The sequence below is a fragment of the Snodgrassella sp. M0351 genome (assembly GCF_016100575.1).
GTDB classification, from domain to species: domain Bacteria; phylum Pseudomonadota; class Gammaproteobacteria; order Burkholderiales; family Neisseriaceae; genus Snodgrassella; species Snodgrassella alvi.
Genome location: NZ_JACFSG010000001.1, coordinates 1,131,746 through 1,152,320 on the forward strand (window position 1 = coordinate 1,131,746; position 20,575 = coordinate 1,152,320).

Annotated in this window: 17 protein-coding genes; 12 read left to right on the top strand and 5 right to left on the bottom strand. The window is 40.1% G+C overall.

All coding sequences use genetic code 11. The features are described 5' to 3' along the window. Positions 1-706: 706 nt before the first annotated feature. Positions 707-5,644 carry a calcium-binding protein gene (locus H3V01_RS11025; protein ID WP_304944967.1) on the top strand — a complete coding sequence of 1,646 codons (4,938 nt, stop codon included), beginning with the start codon at positions 707-709 and terminating at the stop codon, positions 5,642-5,644. A 127-nt stretch (positions 5,645-5,771) separates the two neighbouring features. Here H3V01_RS11025 and H3V01_RS05100 read toward each other — a convergent pair whose 3' ends face one another. Both H3V01_RS05100 and H3V01_RS05105 read right to left on the bottom strand, forming a co-directional pair. Continuing rightward, positions 5,772-6,977 carry an acetate kinase gene (locus H3V01_RS05100; protein ID WP_025330927.1) on the bottom strand — a complete coding sequence of 402 codons (1,206 nt, stop codon included), beginning with the start codon at positions 6,975-6,977 and terminating at the stop codon, positions 5,772-5,774. Between the two features lie 55 nt (positions 6,978-7,032). Then, entirely contained in the window at positions 7,033-7,563 is a 531-nt protein-coding gene (locus H3V01_RS05105) for a C40 family peptidase (protein ID WP_174833642.1), read from the bottom strand. Positions 7,564-7,903: 340 nt separating this feature from the next. Between H3V01_RS05105 and H3V01_RS05110 the strand changes: the two genes are divergently transcribed. Beyond that, a complete protein-coding gene (locus H3V01_RS05110; protein ID WP_025330929.1) occupies positions 7,904-9,073 on the top strand; it encodes an NAD(P)H-dependent flavin oxidoreductase in 1,170 nt (389 codons plus the stop codon). Positions 9,074-9,226: 153 nt separating this feature from the next. After that, complete coding sequence (dapC, locus tag H3V01_RS05115; protein WP_198186162.1) at positions 9,227-10,414, top strand: succinyldiaminopimelate transaminase; 1,188 nt, start codon at positions 9,227-9,229, stop codon at positions 10,412-10,414. 104 nt (positions 10,415-10,518) lie between these two features. Here the strand turns inward: dapC and H3V01_RS05120 are convergent, their stop codons facing one another. Next, the gene (locus H3V01_RS05120) at positions 10,519-11,391 is read right to left on the bottom strand and encodes a YicC/YloC family endoribonuclease (RefSeq protein ID WP_198186163.1); all 873 of its coding nucleotides are present in this window, start codon (positions 11,389-11,391) and stop codon (positions 10,519-10,521) included. A 162-nt stretch (positions 11,392-11,553) separates the two neighbouring features. On the opposite strand from H3V01_RS05120, the gene rph reads away from it, so the two are divergent. The 8 genes from rph to xerD all read left to right on the top strand — a co-directional run bounded on the left by rph (position 11,554) and on the right by xerD (position 18,309). After that, a complete protein-coding gene (gene rph, locus H3V01_RS05125; protein WP_041880383.1) occupies positions 11,554-12,291 on the top strand; it encodes a ribonuclease PH in 738 nt (245 codons plus the stop codon). Positions 12,292-12,494: 203 nt separating this feature from the next. Further along, positions 12,495-13,736, top strand: a complete 1,242-nt coding sequence (locus H3V01_RS05130; protein ID WP_198186164.1) for an aspartate kinase — start codon at positions 12,495-12,497, stop codon at positions 13,734-13,736. A 109-nt stretch (positions 13,737-13,845) separates the two neighbouring features. Continuing rightward, the gene (ttcA, locus tag H3V01_RS05135) at positions 13,846-14,778 is read left to right on the top strand and encodes a tRNA 2-thiocytidine(32) synthetase TtcA (RefSeq protein ID WP_084563865.1); all 933 of its coding nucleotides are present in this window, start codon (positions 13,846-13,848) and stop codon (positions 14,776-14,778) included. Between the two features lie 8 nt (positions 14,779-14,786). Then, positions 14,787-16,025, top strand: coding sequence for an MFS transporter (locus H3V01_RS05140; RefSeq protein ID WP_198186165.1), 1,239 nt, complete (start codon positions 14,787-14,789; stop codon positions 16,023-16,025). Between the two features lie 73 nt (positions 16,026-16,098). Then, positions 16,099-16,482, top strand: a complete 384-nt coding sequence (locus tag H3V01_RS05145; protein WP_037392960.1) for a hypothetical protein — start codon at positions 16,099-16,101, stop codon at positions 16,480-16,482. 36 nt (positions 16,483-16,518) lie between these two features. Next, on the top strand, positions 16,519-16,965 hold the full coding sequence (locus tag H3V01_RS05150) for a peroxiredoxin (protein WP_198186166.1): 447 nt from the start codon (positions 16,519-16,521) through the stop codon (positions 16,963-16,965). Next, positions 16,958-17,416: a methylated-DNA--[protein]-cysteine S-methyltransferase gene (locus H3V01_RS05155; protein WP_041880394.1), complete on the top strand. Its 459-nt coding sequence runs from the start codon at positions 16,958-16,960 to the stop codon at positions 17,414-17,416. The genes H3V01_RS05150 and H3V01_RS05155 overlap by 8 nt, the downstream gene beginning before the upstream one ends. Continuing rightward, positions 17,410-18,309 carry a site-specific tyrosine recombinase XerD gene (gene xerD, locus H3V01_RS05160; protein ID WP_198186167.1) on the top strand — a complete coding sequence of 300 codons (900 nt, stop codon included), beginning with the start codon at positions 17,410-17,412 and terminating at the stop codon, positions 18,307-18,309. The genes H3V01_RS05155 and xerD overlap by 7 nt, the downstream gene beginning before the upstream one ends. 323 nt (positions 18,310-18,632) lie before the next feature. Here the strand turns inward: xerD and H3V01_RS05165 are convergent, their stop codons facing one another. Then, positions 18,633-18,848: a hypothetical protein gene (locus H3V01_RS05165; protein ID WP_198186168.1), complete on the bottom strand. Its 216-nt coding sequence runs from the start codon at positions 18,846-18,848 to the stop codon at positions 18,633-18,635. After that, positions 18,841-19,056, bottom strand: coding sequence for a DUF4177 domain-containing protein (locus H3V01_RS05170; protein ID WP_025330941.1), 216 nt, complete (start codon positions 19,054-19,056; stop codon positions 18,841-18,843). The genes H3V01_RS05165 and H3V01_RS05170 overlap by 8 nt, the downstream gene beginning before the upstream one ends. 289 nt (positions 19,057-19,345) lie before the next feature. Here H3V01_RS05170 and H3V01_RS05175 point away from each other — a divergent pair, with 289 nt between their 5' ends. After that, the gene (locus H3V01_RS05175) at positions 19,346-20,533 is read left to right on the top strand and encodes a hypothetical protein (protein WP_084553424.1); all 1,188 of its coding nucleotides are present in this window, start codon (positions 19,346-19,348) and stop codon (positions 20,531-20,533) included. The last annotated feature ends 42 nt before the right edge of the window (positions 20,534-20,575 follow it).

Sequence of the window (20,575 nt, forward strand, 5' to 3'; positions counted from 1 at the left end):
ATATCGTATTAATAGCTAGTAAAAATATTTATATTAAAATTATTAACCAATCAAATAAAAAATAATTGATAATATTCATATCTTAGTGTAAAATTATTTTATAATATTATCCTATATATTTAAATAAATATAACTTAATTAAACCAGTATAAACCGGTGAATTTAAATTTGCTTTAAATTTAAAGAAATAAAAACTGATTAAATCACAATCAATCATATACTTTGTTTCTATTTTTTAAACAGTAGAAAAATTACATTTAAAATATTAACTTCAGAAAATATCATCAATTTATATTTACAAGGAGAATCATACCCTAATGCACCTGACATTTTTCATTTCAATTTCATAACAAAATACTCAATTAAAAAACACAAATATAATTTTTATTACTTTAACATTAATATTAAATCAAGGAGAAATAATATTTAAATTCATAAAAACAGATAGATATTGAAATCCAATGCAATATATTTATTATAGTAAAACATTTATTTTTAACGTTAAATTCATATATTGAATATTTTTACATATATTATTTTATAATTAGTTACTTACTTAAACAGTACATACAAACTCATAAAATTAATAAATTATTATAAAAATTCATACATTTAACTAAATATTCACTCTGATAATATTCCATATAAATTAATTTAGATAAAAATTATTATTTAACTTTTAAAAATTTTCTACAAGGACTCAATAATGATACAAACAGACAGCAATATTTCCAATGAAAATAACCAAAAAATAAACCGTTATATATATAAACCAGGCCATGGCCAGGAAATGATTAATCACAATGCCAGTGAAAATAATCAAAATCAACAATATGAAATCACATTTGAACAGGCCAATTCTGCAAATGTCAGATTTTTTCAATTAGATAACAATCTGGTAATCCAGGCATATAACAATCAGGATTCTCTAACTATCATAGATTTTTTCAGCTCAGAAAATAATTATGCCGGTAACTTTATTTTTATCTTCGATGATAAAACATTAAATTCGAAATATTTCATAGATAACACAAATGTATTAAATGGAACAGAGAAAAATGATACGCTTAACGGATCAGACAAAAACGATACCATAAATGGTTATGCCGGTGACGATATTCTGAAAGGCGGTTCTGGATATGATGTCCTCATCGGCGGTAGCGGTAATGACAAACTTTATGGCGGTGATTATGAAAAAGACCGCTATGTGTTTGAAGCCGGGCACGGGCAAGATACTATCGTTGATAAAGGTTATCGGAATCAAAAAGAACAATATAATGATGTGGTATTTATGAAAGCTAAATCTACTGATGCTGTTTTTGACCGTTCCGGACAAGATTTAGTAATTCAGGCTTATGGAAATGATGATTCTGTAACCATACAAAATTTTTTCGATCTAAGCTATACCGACAATTGTGCATTTAACTTTGTCTTTGAAGATAAAGTATTAAGTGTTGATGATATTGCAGCCATGTCTTTTGCTATAGGCGGCACAGCAGGAGATGATGTACTCAGAGGCTGGGATTCAAATGATGTAATTGCCGGAGGGCCGGGCAATGATAAGCTTTATGGCGGCGATGGTATCGATAATCTTTTTGGCGGTAAAGGCGATGATGAGCTGTACGGAGGAAACGGAAATGATTATTTAAGTGGTGGTGCAGGTAACGATAAGCTTTATGGCGGCGATGGTAACGACATTCTTGTCGGCGGCGACGGGGATGATTACCTTGAAGGCGGCTCCGGCTATGATATCCTGATTGGCGGTCCCGGTAATGATACTCTTAAAGGCGGGATTCGTGAAAAAGATCGCTATGAATTTGCAGCCGGTCATGGTCAGGACACTATTGATGATGAAGCATATTTAAGTGAAAAAAATACTTGGGATGAAGTTGTGTTCAAAGATGCCCGTTTTGCCGATGCTCAGTTCATCCGTTCCGGTAATGATCTGATTATTAAAGCTTACGGTGATTCAGACTCTGTAACTCTGCCTAGTTATTTTACCCATTTCACCAAACGTGCATTCAACTTTATTTTCGAAGACAGAACTATTGGAGAACAGGATATCATCAAGGAAATTACATTTACCATGAATGGCGACGATGGTGATAATGTTATTCATGGTTGGGATTCCAAGGATATTATCAGCGGCGGCAAAGGTAATGATACCTTGTATGGGGAAGCCGGTAATGATGAATTATACGGTGATGAAGGTAATGATACGCTTTATGGCGGCGATGGTAATGATATCCTTGTCGGCGGCGACGGGGATGATTACCTTGAAGGCGGCTCCGGCTATGACATCCTGATTGGCGGCCCCGGTAATGATACTCTTAAAGGCGGTAATCAAGAAAAGGATCGCTATGAATTTGAAGCCGGCCATGGGCAGGACATTATTTATGATGGAGCATACTCATATGAGGCAAATCGACATGATGATGTTGTGTTCAAAGGTGCCCGTTTTGCTGATGCTCAGTTCATCCGTTTCGGTAATAATTTGATTATCAAAGCTTATGGTGATTCAGACTCTGTAACTTTGCCTGATTATTTTAACGCAGATATCCGCCGTGGATTTAACTTGATTTTTGAAGACAGAACCATCAGTGCACAGGATATCATCAACGAAATTACATTTACTCTGAATGGTGACGATGGTGATAATTTCATCCATGGTTGGAATACCAAGGATATTATTAGCGGCGGTAAAGGTAATGATACCTTATATGGGTATGCCGGTGATGATGAATTATACGGTGATGAAGGTAATGATACGCTTTACGGCGGCGATGGTAACGACATTCTTGCCGGTGGCGACGGGGATGATTACCTTGAAGGCGGCTCCGGCTATGACATCCTGATTGGCGGCCCCGGTAATGATACTCTTAAAGGCGGTAATCAAGAAAAGGATCGCTATGAATTTGAAGCCGGCCATGGGCAGGACATTATTTATGATGGAGCATACTCATATGAGACAAATCGACATGATGATGTTGTGTTCAAAGGCGCTCTTTTTGCTGATGCTCAGTTCATCCGTTTCGGTAATGATTTGATTATCAAAGCTTATGGTGATTCAGACTCTGTAACCCTGCCTGATTATTTTAACGCAGATATCCGCCGTGGATTTAACTTGATTTTTGAAGACAGAACCATCAGTGCACAGGATATCATCAACGAAATTACATTTACTCTGAATGGTGACGATGGTGATAATTTCATCCATGGTTGGAATACCAAGGATATTATTAGCGGCGGTAAAGGTAATGATACCTTATATGGGTATGCCGGTGATGATGAATTATACGGTGATGAAGGTAATGATACCCTTTACGGCGGCGATGGTAACGACATTCTTGCCGGTGGCGACGGGGATGATTACCTTGAAGGCGGCTCCGGCTATGACATCCTGATTGGCGGCCCCGGTAATGATACTCTTAAAGGCGGTAATCAAGAAAAGGATCGCTATGAATTTGAAGCCGGCCATGGGCAGGACATTATTTATGATGGAGCATACTCATATGAGACAAATCGACATGATGATGTTGTGTTCAAAGGCGCCCGTTTTGCTGATACTCAGTTCATCCGTTCCGGTAATGATTTGATTATTAAAGCTTATGGAATTTCAGACTCTGTAACCTTGCCTGATTATTTTAAGGAAAATATCCGCCGCGGATTTAACTTTATTTTCGAAGATAAGACTGCTGGCGAAGAGGATATTAAAAATAATCTTACGCCAATTTTAAATGGCGATGATGATGATAATGTGATTACCGGCTCTTCAAAGCACGAAATTATCAATGGAGGTAAAGGTAATGACACCTTATATGGCAATGCCGGCAATGATATCCTGAATGGGGATGAAGGAGACGATACACTAGACGGCGGTGATGATAATGATATTCTGATTGGCGGCCCCGGCTACGATATCCTGATTGGCGGTCCCGGTAACGATCAGCTTTATGGCGGCGATTATGAAAAAGACCGCTATGAATTTGAAGCCGGCCATGGACAGGATATTATTAATGATGCAGCCTCTTCAAGTGAAAAAAATACATTTAATGATGTTGTATTTAAAGATGCCCGATTTGCTGATGCTCAGTTCATCCGTTCCGGTAATGATCTTATTATTAAAGCTTATGGCAATTCAGATTCTGTAACTCTGCCTGACTATTTTAACGTTAACAACGTTAACAGCCGTGGATTCAACTTTATTTTTGAAGATAAAACTGCTGATGAAAAAGATATTATAAATAACCTCATGCTTATTTTAAATGGCGATGATAATGATAATGTGATTACAGGTTCTTCAAATAATGAAATTATCGATGGTGGCGCCGGTAATGATAAATTATATGGTAATTACGGTGATGATATCCTGATTGGCGGTGAAGGCAATGATTACATGGAAGGTGGCTATGGCAATGATACTTATGTTTTTGCCAAAGGCCATGGACAGGACACTATTTATGAAGTTAGCGGTAATGATACCATTCAGTTTACTGATGTTAATTTTTCTGAAGTAAAATTCAGGAAAGAAAACTATGATTTAATTATTTACGGCTACAACGAAAATGATTCAATCCGAGTCGAGAACTTTTTCTATGGTAGTTTTGATTCCAATGTAATAGAAAATTTTGTCTTTAAGGATCAAACCATTACTTTAGCTGATTTTCGTAAAAACGGTATGCAACTATTTGGTACCAGCGGTGATGATATCATTACTCTTACTAACGGTCGTGCTCTTATATATGGCGGCGACGGTAACGATACCATTACTACTGGTAGCACTAACGATGTTCTGGATGGCGGTGCCGGTGATGATAAATTATATGGTTATCAAGGTGATGATATCCTGATTGGCGGTGAAGGTAATGATTACATGGAGGGTGGTTATGATAATGATACTTATGTGTTTGCCAAAGGCCATGGACAGGACACTATTTATGAAGTTAGCGGTAATGATACCATTCAGTTTACTGATGTTAATTTTTCCGAAGTAAAATTCAGGAAAGAAAACTATGATTTAATTATTTACGGCTACAACGAAAATGATTCAATCCGGGTCGAGAACTTTTTCTATGGTAGTTATGATTATAATGCAATAGAAAATTTTGTCTTTAAGGATCAAACCATTACTTTAGCTGATTTGCGTAAAAACGGTATGCAACTATTTGGTACCAGCGGTGATGATATTATTACTCTTACTAACGGTCGTGCTCTTATATATGGTGGCGACGGTAACGATACCATTACTACCGGTAGCACTAACGATGTTCTGGATGGCGGTGCCGGTGATGATAAATTACATGGTTATCAAGGTGATGATATCCTGATTGGCGGTGAAGGTAATGATTACATGGAAGGCGGGTATGGTAATGATACTTATGTTTTTGCCAAAGGCCATGGACAGGACACTATTGATGAAGCTGGCGGTAATGATACCATTCAGTTTACTGATGTTAATTTTTCTGAAGTAAAATTCAGGAAAGAAAACTATGATTTAATTATTTACGGCTACAACGAAAATGATTCAATCCGGGTCAAGGACTTTTTCTATGGTAGTTATGATTACTATACAATAGAAAATTTTGTCTTTAAGGATCAAACCATTACTCTAAAAGATGTGCGTAATATTATCAGCAAACAGTAAAAATATTCAGCAACTGAATAAAATAAAGTTGTGTCTATTTATTATTCATGCATCTGGTAATGCTTAATATCAAAAACTGGCTTTGTAATGATACAAAGCCAGTTTTTCACAATTTTGAATCACCTATTTAAACATGCATCCCTGTTAAACGGGCAGTATCCTGAGCAATCATCAGCTCTTCATTAGTCGGAATAACCAAAACTGCTGCTTTACTATCTTTTGTGCTAATCACACCCGGTGTACCGAAGCAGGCTTCCATATTGGCATCATGATCCAGAATCATGCCAAATACATTCAGATAATTAACTACTTTTTCGCGCATTGTAGTTGAGTTTTCACCAATACCACCGGTAAATACCAATGCATCCAGACTGCCGCAGGCAACCATCATACCGCCCACATATTTAGCCAGACGATAGGCAAATACATCCAGAGCAAGCTCGGCACCTTTGTGTCCGTTAGCAGCAGCTTCTTCCAGCATACGGCAATCGTTAGAAAGATTAGATAAACCCAGCATACCGCTTTCTTTGTTCAGCATTTCGGTGATTTCATCAATGCTCATTTTGGCATTCGCGGCCAGGAAAGAGAAAATACTCGGATCGATATCGCCGCAACGGGTACCCATAACCAGACCTTCCAGCGGAGTCAGCCCCATGCTGGTATCCTGTGAACGACCGTTTTTAACAGCGGTGATAGAGGCGCCATTACCCAGATGAGCAATCACCATGCTCATTTCATTAATATCACGGCGCAAAAATGCTGCGGTTTCCTGAGCAACATAACGGTAGCTGGTACCATGCGCACCATAACGACGTACACCGTAACGGGTATACAGTGTTGACGGTATAGCATAATGATAAGCATGCGGTGGCATAGTCTGATGGAATGCTGTATCAAATACTGCTACCTGCGGCAGCTCGGGAAACGCCTGCTGTGCTGCCTGAATACCCAGAATATGAGCAGGATTATGCAACGGAGCCAGTACAATACAGGCTTCAATATCACGCATTACTTCAGGAGTAATCACTGTAGACTGGGTAAATCGTTCGCCACCATGTACGACACGATGGCCGATAGCTTTGACACGGTCATATAAACCCAGATCTTTTAACTGTTCCAGCAAAGCCATTACAGCTGCAACGTGATCATGATTGCCGGTTAAGGCGTGTTTATGTTTTTCACCATTGATTTTAAAGGTGATAAAAGCATCAGTATTACCTACTTTTTCAGCCAGACAGCTCATTAAAACTTCTTTTTCGGCTAAATCCATGACTGCGGCTTTTACTGAAGAACTGCCACAGTTAAGTACCAATACTAAATCCTGCTCACTCATGTTGTTGTCCTGTTATATCGTGATTATTAAATTCAAAATGAATAATTAATTTTATTCAGCGGGCAAACAGCGTGCGTGCACCTGTAAAACGCTGGCTAAAATAGGGCTGGTCCAGTCTGGCCGTGCGAATAACACCGCTGCTGGAAGGCGCATGAATAAATTCACCGTTGCCAATATACAGCCCCATATGTGAATAAGCCTGTCCCGAAGTGTTGAAAAACACCAAATCCCCAACCTGCAAATCTTTTGTGCGGATCGGGGCGGAAACAGCTGCTATATCACGTGCGGTACGAGGCAGATTTACCTGCAATGCCTGCTGGTAAACGTATTGCACCATACCACTGCAATCAAATCCGCTACCCCGGCTACTGCCGCCATAACGGTAGGGTGTACCTATCAGACTCATGCTATGCAACAGCAATTCCTGACTCCCTACCTGATGACTGACTTTAGTAATCCGAATAGGAGCCAGACGGGGTTGGGTACCAGACTGTACTATTATTTTTCGACTACTAATTCTGCAGGCAGAAAGAAATAAAACAAGCGCACCTAAAACAGCACGCCGCTGTGCATTACATGTAACCATTAGTTATTTACCCTGTTGTGATTACCTGAATCATGCTTACTGAGTGAATATAACATGAGTTGGTAATAATTTCTCTAAGCATTAAGGCTTAAATGACAATCATTACATTAACTAACCTTGTCGTACAAATCATACAAATTTTACCACTTTGTGAAAGCTATATCGCTCTGAGAAGTTTTAATCTCTTGACAGTGTCCTTGTGCAAGAATAGAGTAGAAGCACTAATTGATAAAAGCCAGCCGAATGAAAGTGCTTTCCAGATTTTTTTACTGTAATTACAGGCTTTTATTATAAGCAATACTTTAAAGCATCGCTTACTAAACAAAATACAGGAAGCAATATGCAGGAATTTGCACCACTAGTTATTCGCAATCATCATCTCATTCCGATTGTTCAGGGCGGTATGGGCGTAGGTGTTTCTGCCTCAAGTCTGGCCAGTGCAGTAGCACGAGAAAATGGAGTAGGAACGATCGCCAGCGTGGATTTACGTCATTTGCATCCCGATTTACTTGAGCAGTCCAAAGAAAATCCTACGCAGGAAAAATACGATACCTTAAACAGGATTGCACTTGATCGTGAAATCAAATCCGCACTTGCCCAGTCTGAAGGACGCGGAATGATCGCCGTTAATGTGATGAAAGCGGTTAAAGACCATCATGCGATGGTACAGCAGGCTTGCGAATCAGGTGCACACGCAATTGTAATGGGAGCCGGTCTGCCGCTCGACTTACCGGATATGACTGAAAATTTTCCTGATGTAGCTTTACTGCCTATTTTGTCTGAATCACGCGGTATTGGTATTGTTCTTAAACGCTGGATGAAAAAGAACCGTCTGCCTGATGCAATTGTAATCGAACATCCCGCCCATGCTGCCGGACATCTTGGTGCAGCAACTGTTGCCGGTGTTAATGATGAACGTTTTGAATTTAAACGCGTACTGACTGAAACATTCGAATTATTTAAAAAACTTGATCTGGAACGGGAAAAAATTCCTTTAATCATTGCTGGCGGAATGGCTAATTTTCAGAAAATCACTGTAGCTTTACAAGAATGGGGTGCAGCTGCTGTACAAATTGGTACAGCATTTGCTGTGACTCAGGAAGGTGATGCACATATCAATTTTAAGAAAACTCTCGCTGGTGCCGAAGGCGAACAAATTGTAGAATTCATGTCGGTAGCCGGCTTGCCGGCACGCGGCGTTAAAACTAAATTTCTGGATAGCTATCTGAAACGTGAAAGCGTATTACAGGCTAATGCCAAAGCAGACCCGCGGCGCTGTACGCAGGGGATTAACTGTTTGTCTGTATGCGGTTTACGTGATGGTCTGGAAAAAGTCGGACAATTCTGTATTGATCTGAAACTTGCTGCAGCCTGGCGCGGAGAAACTGACAAAGGTTTATTTTTCCGTGGTAAAGATCCGCTGCCATTCGGTTCAGCGATGCGCACTGTTAAAGAAACCATTGAATATTTACTGACCGGCGAAATTCAGGCTGTCCAGAAATCTGCCTGAAAATGCTGAATAATTTCATAAGCCACATGCATGCATGTGGTTTTTTATTTGTCTGTAACCGGTATTTTCCGGAGCTAAAAATGAATACTTACTGCCGCAGTAATTTGATTGGTGGTAGTATCAAAGCATTTACAATAATTTGTATTTACGATTATGAATCCGAAACTGGAATTATTACAGCCCTATCCTTTTGCCAGATTACGTAAATTAATGGATGGTCTGGAACCACCGGCTGATCTCCAGCCTATATCTTTACATATTGGTGAACCCAAACACCCTACTCCGTCAGTTTTAACTGATGCACTGATTCAGCATCTGGATGGACTTGCAGCCTATCCGGCTACTGCCGGCATTCCTGAGCTTCGTCAGGCTTGTGCTCAATGGCTTATGCGCCGCTATTCAGGGGTAAAAATTAATCCTGATACTGAAGTATTACCCGTGCTGGGCAGCCGGGAAGCATTATTTGCATTTACTCAAACCATAATTGACAGCAGTACTGAATATCAGCCTGTAGTTGTCAGCCCGAACCCCTTTTATCAGATATATGAAGGTTCAGCCTTGCTGGCTGGCGCGCGGGTAGAATATGTCAATTGCCGCGCTCCGCATTTTATGCCGCAATGGCAGGAAATCGATCAGAATACATGGCCAAAGGTACAATTGGTTTTCGTTTGTTCTCCGGGCAACCCCAGTGGCGCGGTAATGAATCTGGACGAATGGAAAAAACTATTTGCCTTACAGGACAAATACGGATTTGTGATTGCGTCAGATGAATGCTATTCAGAAATTTACTTTGATGATGATAATAAACCTCTGGGTGCATTACAGGCGGCTACTCAGTTAGGCCGGACATTCGACCGTCTGATTATGTTTACCAGCTTGTCAAAACGTTCTAATGCACCCGGTCTGCGTTCCGGTTTTGTAGCAGGTGACAGTAAACTTCTGGCTGATTTTCTGCTCTACCGCACCTATCATGGCAGTGCCATGAGCCTGCCCACACAATACGCCAGTATTGCTGCATGGAATGATGAAGAACACGTCATTACCAATCGTAATCTGTATCGGGAAAAATTTGATAAAGTAATTCCGATATTACAGCAAAAATTTGCCCTGCATAAACCTGATGCTTCATTCTATCTGTGGCTGAATGTTCCCGATTGTGATGATTTGGCCTTTACACAGAAATTATGGCAAAAAGCAGCGATTCGTGTATTACCGGGACGTTATCTTGCCCGTAATACACCATACGGTAACTCTGGGGCAGGCTTTGTGCGGATCGCACTGGTATCCAGTGTCGAAGAATGTATTGAAGCTGCCAATCGTATGGTCAAACTGGCTTTTTAGAATTGGTTTCAACCAGATACTGGAATTAAGACAAAACCAGAATTGCCAGTTTCAATTCGAAAAGTAATTCTGGTTTTTAATAGTATGGCATAAACAGCTATTGTTTATTCTACGTTCTGTACCTGCTCGCGCATTTGTTCAATCAGTACTTTAAGCCCTACTGATGCCTGTGTACATTCAATGGCTATTGCTTTACTGCCAAGCGTATTCGCTTCGCGATTTAGTTCCTGCATCAGAAAATCCAGACGTTTACCCACGCTGCCGCGATGTTCTTCTATCAGACGTCGTGCTTCAGCTATGTGCGTATTTAAACGATTCAGTTCTTCATCTACATCGGCTTTTTGCATAAACAATGCAAATTCCTGTTTCAGGCGCTCTGCATCTACCTGAGCCACTGCTTCGCGCAAACGGGCTTCAGCCTTATTCATATAGTCCTGCAATAATTGCGGGAACAACTGCTGCATAGCTGCCACGATATCTGTCATATCATTCAGACGATCCAGCAAATGCTGCTGCAGCTTTTCACCTTCACGAGCCCGCGCTGCTTTAAATTCGGTGAGGACTTGTCCCAGTAAAGTCTGTACACCGTTATGTAATATTTCATCGTCCTCCGTTGGCGCCACAATAACACCGTGGAAATGCAAAATATCTGCAACAGTTAATTTACCTAAATCTTTATACTTACGACGCAACTGTTGATTAAATGATGCCAGTTGTTCTACCAGTTTATGATTAACCGGTAAATCATCAGTACTTTCGCTGGGCAGAGTTTGAATCTGAATACGGCATTCCAGTTTACCCCGTGCCACCTGAGAACTGATTAATTCACGCATCTTACCTTCAAACGGACGTAATTCTTCTGCAATTTTAAACTGGATATCCAGATAACGATGATTAACTGCTCTGAGCTCAACATTGATTTGGCGATTTCCACATTGTTCTGAAGCATTTGCATAGCCAGTCATACTGTATAACATATATATTTTCCTTAAACCGTTTATTCCTGCCGGGTTATATTCAAACTGGCAATTAAATCAAGTATAACGAAAACGACTTAATCCATAAAAGGTTTAATTGATATGAATCGCAACACACTGGTTATATAATTCTGCATTCATCTCCCGACAAAGTCTCTAAATATGAAAAACACACCTCTATCCAATCGTTCCGGACGTGCTGACGATGAGCCACGTCATCTTAGTATCGTGCCTGATTTCCTCGCACAGGCAGACGGTTCTGTACTGATTTGCTGCGGTAATACTAAAGTAATTTGCACAGCAACTATTGATGAAAATGTACCCGGCTTTTTAAAAGATCAGGGTCGTGGCTGGGTAACAGCAGAATATGGCATGCTGCCCGCCTCTGCCAATGGCCGTATGCGCCGCGAAGCAGTAGCAGGAAAGCAATCGGGGAGAACTCAGGAAATTCAGCGCCTGATTGGCCGTTCCTTACGGGCAGTTGTAGATTTAGAAAAACTGGGCAGCCGCCAGATACTGATTGACTGTGATGTTATACAGGCCGACGGAGGCACACGCACCGCCAGTATCAGCGGCGCTTATGTTGCACTTGCTCTGGCAGTCAGAAAATTACTGGAAAAAGGGCTGATCAGTGAAAATCCGATTCGTGAAGCTGTAGCTGCTATCTCTGTCGGTATGATTGACGGTAATCTCCTGCTCGATTTGGATTATCCGGAAGATTCATCCTGTGATGCAGATATTAATGTAGTGATGACCGCCTCACAACAGCTGGTTGAAATTCAGGGTACAGCCGAAGGAGCTACTTTCAGTATCGGTCAGTTAAATGATTTAATCACCTTGGCACAAAAAGGAATTAAACAAATTCTTGCTGCTCAGCAACAAGCACTGGCTGAAAATTAATTCACAAAAATACAATCACCTATTTTCCGAATTTAAACATTATTTAAAACAAGCTGCCTGAACCTGACAAAATACTGACTCAGCAGCTTGTTTTTGCATGATAAAAATGCTAAAAAGAATGTCCGACAGGATATTTAAGCAGGCAGGGTTAACACAACCTGTCCTTTTTTGACATTATAACAACCCGGAAAGCAAGCAGTATTATGGCGTTAATCGTACAGAAATACGGCGGTACATCAGTTGGAACAGTTGAACGTATAAAAAATGTAGCTCGTCGTGTAGCACAAGCCAGAGCCAATGGTGATGATCTAGTAGTGGTTGTATCCGCTATGAGCGGAGAAACCAACCGTTTGGTTGCACTGGCACATGAAATTCAGGAAAAGCCCAATCCGCGTGAACTTGACGTTGTTTTATCAACGGGTGAACAGGTCACTATCGGTCTGCTTGCCATGGCTTTGCACAGCATTGGCGTAGACGCAAAGAGCTATACAGGCTGGCAGGTAGCCGTTAAAACCGATTGTGCTCATACCAAAGCACGCATTGATGCGATTGATGAGATACGCATCCGCACAGATCTCAATGCCGGTAAAGTTGTTATCATAGCCGGTTTTCAGGGTGTTAATGCCAACAATGATATTACCACTCTGGGTCGCGGCGGTTCGGATACCTCAGCAGTAGCACTGGCAGCAGCACTGAAAGCAGACGAATGCCAGATCTATACTGATGTGGATGGCGTATACACCACCGACCCGCGTGTCGTACCGGAAGCGCGTCGTCTCAATACCATTTCATTTGAAGAAATGCTGGAACTGGCCAGTCTGGGCAGTAAAGTATTACAAATCCGCTCAGTAGAGTTTGCCGGTAAATATAAAGTGCGGCTGCGCGTATTAAGCAGTCTGGAAAACAGCGGTAATGGCACATTAATCACATTTGAAGAGGATCAGAATATGATGGAACATGCGGCAGTATCCGGTATTGCTTTTGATAAAAATCAGGCACGAATTAATGTGCGCGGGGTACCGGATACGCCGGGAATGGCTTCACTGATACTGGGAGCTGTCGCCGATGCCAATATTGAAGTGGATATGATTATTCAGAATGTCGGCTCAGCAGGAACCACAGACTTTTCCTTTACCGTACCACGCAGCGATTATCAGAATACGCTGGATATTCTTCATGAAGTGCAGAAAACAATAGGAGCTCGTGAAGTCTGCGGCGATGATACCGTATGTAAAGTATCAATAGTCGGCATGGGCATGCGTTCACATGTTGGCATTGCTTCTACCATGTTCCGTACTCTGGCTAAAGAAAATATCAATATCCAGATGATTTCTACTTCTGAAATCAAAGTGTCCGTGTTAATTGATGAAAAATATCTGGAGCTGGCCACCCGTGTACTGCACCAAGTGTTTGAGCTTGATAAAGAACCAGTAAAAAAAGGCTGAAAACTCCTTTTTAATTCATGTAAAAATTAACACAGGCCGGCTAAGTCACATCAGCCGGCCTTTAATTATTGTACAATTGCAGGTATTTGCATAAATTAGTGCTGTATCCATGTCTCATACACCAAAACGCGAATACGAAAACAATAAACTGATTAAAAGACTTCGTCATCAGGTTGGCTCTGCTATTAATGATTTTCAGATGATTGAAGACGGCGACAAAATCATGGTTTGCCTTTCCGGTGGTAAAGACAGCTATGCATTATTGGACATCCTGCTCAGATTACAAAAATCTGCACCAGTACAATTTGAAATTCTTGCAGTTAATCTCGACCAGAAACAACCGGGTTTTCCTGCACATATACTGCCGGATTATCTGCAAAGTCTTGGCGTTCCGTTTCAAATTATTGAAGAAGACACCTATAGCGTAGTCAAACGGGTAATAGATGAAGGCAAAACTACCTGTGGCCTGTGCAGCCGTTTGCGACGCGGTATTTTATACCGGGTAGCCAAAGAAAATAACTGTACCAAAATTGCTTTAGGTCACCATCGCGATGATATTCTGGAAACCCTGTTTCTGAACATGTTTTACGGAGGCAAACTTAAAGCCATGCCGCCCAAACTACTGTCAGATAACGGTGAGCATATCATCATCAGACCATTAGCCTATGTTAAAGAAAAAGATCTGATCCGGTATGCACAAATGCTGGAATTTCCAATTATTCCATGCAACCTGTGTGGCTCACAGCCCAATCTGCAACGGCAGGTTATCAAAGACATGCTCCGGCAATGGGACAAACAGTTTCCCGGGCGCATTGAATCCATGTTTTCGGCCATGCAAAACATCGTACCCTCGCATCTGGCTGATTATCATTTATTCAATTTTGCCGGCTTGCAACGCGGACAACAACTACCACATGGCGGCGATATTGCCTTTGACCGTGAACATTTTTCTCCAATTACAACACCAGCACAGACCGGTGATATTAATCAGCCTGCCGGTGCAGGCAAAACTGTTATTAACATTTTAGATTCTCGATTGTAAGTCCCCTTATGAAACAACCAAGAAAAAAATTAACTCCTGCAAAAGCTATGGTTGCCGCTATCAGTGGCTATGCCATGGATGGTTTTGACCTGCTGATACTCGGTTTTATGCTCAGCGCCATCAGTGCTGATCTCGGACTGAATACTTCTCAGGCAGGTTCACTGGTAACATGGACATTAATCGGTTCTGTTATCGGCGGTATCGTTTTCGGACATTTAAGTGATCGCTTCGGCCGGATACGCATGTTATCGCTAACCATTCTCATGTTTGCCGTTTTTACTGGTCTGTGTGCGGTTGCACAAGGTTATTACGACCTGCTTATTTACCGGGCTCTGGCCGGTATGGGGCTGGGCGGAGAGTTCGGTATCGGTATGGCTATGATTGCAGAAGTATGGCCTGCATCAAAACGTAATCGCGCATCAGCCTTCGTCGGTATCGGCTGGCAGCTGGGCGTACTGGCGGCTACCTTTATTACACCATTTCTGCTTCAGCATATCGGCTGGCGCGGCATGTTTGTCGTAGGATTATTTCCGGCAATCGTATCCTATTTTATTCGTCATGATACCAACGAACCGGAACAATTTACCCGCGAACATAAAGCAAATGGTGAGTTATCATTTTCTGCACGTCTTAAATTACTGGTTAAAGACCGGCAGACTGCTAAAACCAGTCTGGGTATATTTATCCTTTGCGCTGTACAAAATTTCGGTTATTACGGTTTAATGATCTGGATGCCCAGTTATCTTGCCAAAAAACTCGGATTCAGCCTTACAGATTCCGGCAACTGGACTGCGGTCACCGTTATTGGCATGATCATGGGTATCTGGCTGTTCGGTTTTCTGGCTGACCATTTTGCCCGCTGGAAAATCTTTCTGATTTACCAGATTGGTTCTTTTATTATGGTGGCACAATATGCACAGTTGCAGGACCCCACTGCATTACTGATATGCGGTGCCATTATGGGCTTATTTGTCAATGGCATGATTGGCGGCTATGGAGCACTGATTTCTGATAACTTCCCCCCGCATGTGCGTGCAACTGCCCAGAATGTATTATTTAATCTGGGTCGTGGCATTGGCGGATTAGGGCCGCTGGTTATCGGTTTTCTGGTCAAAGAATGGTCATTTTATGTTGCCTTATGTTTACTGGCATCTATTTACCTTCTGGACATCATTGCCACTTTATGGCTGCTTCCCAAACACAATAATACCCCGTCCAATGATGATAATCTTGGTGTTATAGGCTGATTTATTATTCTTTCAGTGCAGATATATATATCTCTGCACTGATTTTTTTACCATTAGGCCATGAGTAGAAATTATGACAACATTTACTAAAGTAATTTTATATACCGGAAGTGATGGTTTTGCCCGATTCAAAGAAGAAAAAATTGAATTAAACGAAGGTAATGAAAAAAGCCAGTTATCACCTTGGTTCAAAGCAGAAGGGTTACAATTACGTTACAGTCCGGTTGGTTTTAAAAGTGATTTTCACTGCACTGGTAAACCACAATGGCTGATAGTATTACAAGGAGTGATGGAAATCGGACTACGCGATGGTAGTACCCGCCGCTTTAGTGCCGGAGAACATTTTTATTCTGCCGACACTTTACCTGAAGGCATTACCTTCGACTCAAATATTCATGGACACTGCAGCCGTCTAATTGGCGATGTTCCTTTGATTACGGCTTTTATTCGCGATTAAATCAAAGTAATCATTACATACAAAGGAAAATAAATAATGTCTCAATCTATGCTGTTTACACTTCCAGATACCGAAGGCAATAACTTTAATATTGCAGAACATTTACCAGCTGTGGTTTATTTCTATCCGAAAGACAGCACACCAGGCTGTACAACCGAAGCACAGGAATTCAGTGCTTTACTGCCCCAATTCAAACAACTGGGTTACCATGTGATTGGTATTTCCCGTGATAGTATGAAAAGCCATCATAATTTTATCTGCAAATATGAACTCAACGTTACCCTGCTTTCAGACAGTGAAGAAACAGTATGCAGACAATTTGATGTACTTAAAGAGAAAAACATGTATGGTAAAAAGGTATTCGGTATTGAAAGAAGTACCTTTATCCTGAATCAGGATGGGCAAATTACACAGGAATGGCGTAAAGTTAAAGCGGCCGGTCACGCCCAAATTGTTTTAAATACACTGCAACAGTATGCCTAGTTACTCATATCAAGCGCCCTGCTGCTCATTAAAACTGGAATTCAGTCCTGAGCAAAAATTAAAGGCTATCCATTGGCAAACACCCTTTTCAGAAATCTTACCTGACCTGACTGGATTCTGGGCAAAACAGCTTGACTCCTATTTTAATGGCAGCCTGCAAAAATTTAACTATCCTCCTTCCACTGACGGCACTGCATTCCAGCAAAAAGTCTGGCAGGTTATTGCCGATATCCCCTATGGTCAGATTGCCACTTACGGAGATATCGCGCGTGTGCTAAACAGTTCACCCAGAGCCGTAGGTCAGGCCTGTGGTAAAAACCCGTTACCAATTATTATTCCTTGTCATCGGGTTGTATCAGCCAGTGGTCTGGGAGGGTTCAGCCTCAGTACTAATGCTTTTGAACTAAATATAAAGCGTTGGCTGCTTAAACACGAAGGAGCAACATGGTAAATGATACTTTACCGGCAGAACTACTCGAACCAATCGAGTCATTGCTCGAACATCTTTGGCTTAGTGAACAGCTGGCATTCAATACACTGGAAAGTTACCGGCGGGATTTGAATAAAATTGCTCGTCGCATACAAGCCGAACATCTGAACTGGCTGAATGTAGACCCTTTGTCACTTGCATCTGCTGTATTTATCCCCAGTGAAAAACCATCTTCACAGGCACGGGCATTATCAACCTGTAAACGTCTGTTCAGTTGGATGCATGAATATAACCGCCGTCAGGATATACCAACCGAACAGCTGCAAATGCCTAAAAAAGGGCAATACTTGCCGGATATTATTTCCGAAACACAGATAGATGCTTTATTAGCAGCCCCGGATACCAAAACCTTTCTGGGTCTGCGTGATAAAGCCTTACTGGAACTTATGTACGCTACTGGATTGAGAGTTAGCGAAGCTGTTAACTTACGAATCAATGAAATCGATTTACAAAACGGCCTGTTAAGTACCATCGGAAAAGGAAATAAACAGCGTATGGTTCCATTAGGGGAAGAAGCAACCGACTGGCTGGAAAATTACTTTACAGATGCCCGCCCTGCTTTACTAAAAGGACGTGCTTGTGATGCAGTATTTGTCAGTCAGAAAAAAACAGCCATCACTCGGCAGCTGGCCTGGATGATTGTGACCAAATATGCTAGTGCAGCCGGCATCCATCATCTTAGCCCGCATGGTTTGCGTCATGCTTTCGCTACACATCTTGTGAATCATGGTGCAGATTTACGTGTAGTGCAATTGCTTCTGGGACACGCTGATATCGGCACAACACAAATTTACACACATGTTGCCAATGAACGTCTAAAACAGATTGTGCATCAGCATCATCCGCGTGGATAAAAAATTATTTGTTTATTCTGCTTTGTATAGAGTAAGAGATTATAAATCCAGAAATTTTGTTTTTATTTATTGAAGAAGTAATAAAAAACTGTTCACAACTTGGTATATGCTGCGCAAATGAATAACACTTTATAAGCTTAATCAAATTAAATGACAAAGCTATTTAATTTTAAAACAAAAATATTAACCACTTAGAAAAAGATAAACCAAGTGAAATAATAAATTAACTAATATTTATACTTAATTTAAAAGATTCGAAATCATTTAAATTTTCAACTAGTTTATTTAATATTAAACTTGGATTTTCAAGTGTAAAATAAATATTATTCTAAATAATTTTTATCTTTTAGCTTTTTATCTGAGTTCAACTGATCAAGAACCACGGCTATCGCCAACAAAGCAAAGAATAAAATTGCTAAAGATATAGATATTTTTAGAAAAATTTCAGCAGGAAAAATGTCCCACCATAATTCCAGCATCAATAAGACACACCAGAATATGAAAATATAAAGGCATCCTAATCCGGCTTTTTTAACCAATATCTCTCTCCATTACTAATAAATAAGCTTCTCTTCTCCACAATAAAAATAGACGACGCATATCTTTTTCCATTGTTACTACACGCCATCCTTCTTTAGCATTTCGATTTAGAAAGTTGGAAAATTTTACAGGATCTGCATTTGCCGCGCCCAGAAACATAGAAGCCAGAGCACCTTCCTGATAAATAACAACTTTATATTCTTTCATAAAAACTCCAAAATTTAAACCAAATTTATAAAAATTTTATGAATTATAAATTATTTTTCTCAACAAAACAATTTATAATTTATATTTACTATCATTAATTTGATTTATTTTTGCAATAACTTTTTTAAAATGGTTTTAACAGATGCTCAGCTTAAGACCTTGAAATAGATAATGTTCTCGTTATAATATCTGATTAGAATTGTAATTTATTAATTTTTTCTGGTCATTTTATTACAATTAAAATACAATTATTAACAATATATTTTGCTTATTAAACTAAGGGACTTTTATGAGATTGAAATTTACAAAAATAATATTAATGCTGGCTGTTGCCGGTATGGTTTCGGCATGTGGTAATAAAACTGAAAAATCCCCTGACAAAATGGTGCGCACTGGTATTCAGCGCATTATGACAGAAGACAATCAGTTTAATTTTAGCGGTTCTTATCAGACAGAATTTATTATTCAGAATAATGAAAATAAAAGTTCTTCAGAAATAACCGAACCAATAACTGCATCAGAAGTTTCTGCATCAGAAGAATATGATGATGATACTTCAGAATTAACAGAGTATCACCGCAAACAAATGGATTTGTATAACAAATCTATAGGGCAATTTTTAGGACAATTCGGTAAATCTTTTTCCGTACCTTTCACTGGTGCTGTAGATATGAAAAAAGGGGTGATGGAAGTGATTCCTGAAGTCCGTTATGAAGATAAAAACGTACTGATTTCTTTTAAATTTCCTACCTATTTAGATTTTAATAATTTGTCCTTATATCTCGATGGTTCTGCAATTACACATTTGTCAGACACTATGCCTAACAATAAAATGGTAATTGGTGATAAATATATGCAATTCGCTGTACCGCAAGATAAAGCACAACACATACCTGTAGCAGATTTATTAAAAAGCTTACCTAAATCTGTAGATGACGGTTATGCATCAATTGCTCCGAGCGCATTCAAAAAAGTAAATGTCGACGAATTTGGAAAAACACTGGAAGCAAAATATCAGGTTAATCTGAATACAGACTATGCTTCAAGCCTTAAATATAATACTGTACTTCTACAAAGTCTTTCTAAGGCTCTAAAAGAGACAGCAGCCAAGGCTGATAAGAATAATAAATATAAACCAGAAGATTACGCTTTACTGGGGAATATAATTGACGCTTTAGCTTCAATTTATTCCGATAGTGATAATGCTCTTGCAGATACTCCTATGGGTGCTTATTTGGAGCAGCTCAAAAATAAATCTAATCTAATGGTAAATAATTTCTACTTTGATTCAAAAGGTCGCATTATTGGTGTACGCTTTAAGACTGACCTTCCAATGGCAATAACAGGTATGGAAGAGCCAAAAGGAACAATCAGAATAGATTATAAAGTTCGAATGGATTACACCGGAAGCCCTAAATTTACCATGCAGCCTACACCACAAAACTCAATCAATATAGGGGCTCGGCTTGGTTGGTAATGATTAATTTTCTTATCTGATTTAAATTTTTTAGCCAGTATG

Bases quoted from the DNA above. Each gene is read 5' to 3' on its own strand.
- H3V01_RS11025 (WP_304944967.1), top strand. From the start codon at position 707: ATGATACAAACAGACAGCAATATTTCCAATGAAAATAACCAAAAAATA.
- H3V01_RS05100 (WP_025330927.1), bottom strand. From the start codon at position 6,977: ATGAGTGAGCAGGATTTAGTATTGGTACTTAACTGTGGCAGTTCTTCA.
- H3V01_RS05105 (WP_174833642.1), bottom strand. From the start codon at position 7,563: ATGGTTACATGTAATGCACAGCGGCGTGCTGTTTTAGGTGCGCTTGTT.
- H3V01_RS05110 (WP_025330929.1), top strand. From the start codon at position 7,904: ATGCAGGAATTTGCACCACTAGTTATTCGCAATCATCATCTCATTCCG.
- dapC (WP_198186162.1), top strand. From the start codon at position 9,227: ATGAATCCGAAACTGGAATTATTACAGCCCTATCCTTTTGCCAGATTA.
- H3V01_RS05120 (WP_198186163.1), bottom strand. From the start codon at position 11,391: ATGTTATACAGTATGACTGGCTATGCAAATGCTTCAGAACAATGTGGA.
- rph (WP_041880383.1), top strand. From the start codon at position 11,554: ATGAAAAACACACCTCTATCCAATCGTTCCGGACGTGCTGACGATGAG.
- H3V01_RS05130 (WP_198186164.1), top strand. From the start codon at position 12,495: ATGGCGTTAATCGTACAGAAATACGGCGGTACATCAGTTGGAACAGTT.
- ttcA (WP_084563865.1), top strand. From the start codon at position 13,846: ATGTCTCATACACCAAAACGCGAATACGAAAACAATAAACTGATTAAA.
- H3V01_RS05140 (WP_198186165.1), top strand. From the start codon at position 14,787: ATGAAACAACCAAGAAAAAAATTAACTCCTGCAAAAGCTATGGTTGCC.
- H3V01_RS05145 (WP_037392960.1), top strand. From the start codon at position 16,099: ATGACAACATTTACTAAAGTAATTTTATATACCGGAAGTGATGGTTTT.
- H3V01_RS05150 (WP_198186166.1), top strand. From the start codon at position 16,519: ATGTCTCAATCTATGCTGTTTACACTTCCAGATACCGAAGGCAATAAC.
- H3V01_RS05155 (WP_041880394.1), top strand. From the start codon at position 16,958: ATGCCTAGTTACTCATATCAAGCGCCCTGCTGCTCATTAAAACTGGAA.
- xerD (WP_198186167.1), top strand. From the start codon at position 17,410: ATGGTAAATGATACTTTACCGGCAGAACTACTCGAACCAATCGAGTCA.
- H3V01_RS05170 (WP_025330941.1), bottom strand. From the start codon at position 19,056: ATGAAAGAATATAAAGTTGTTATTTATCAGGAAGGTGCTCTGGCTTCT.
- H3V01_RS05175 (WP_084553424.1), top strand. From the start codon at position 19,346: ATGAGATTGAAATTTACAAAAATAATATTAATGCTGGCTGTTGCCGGT.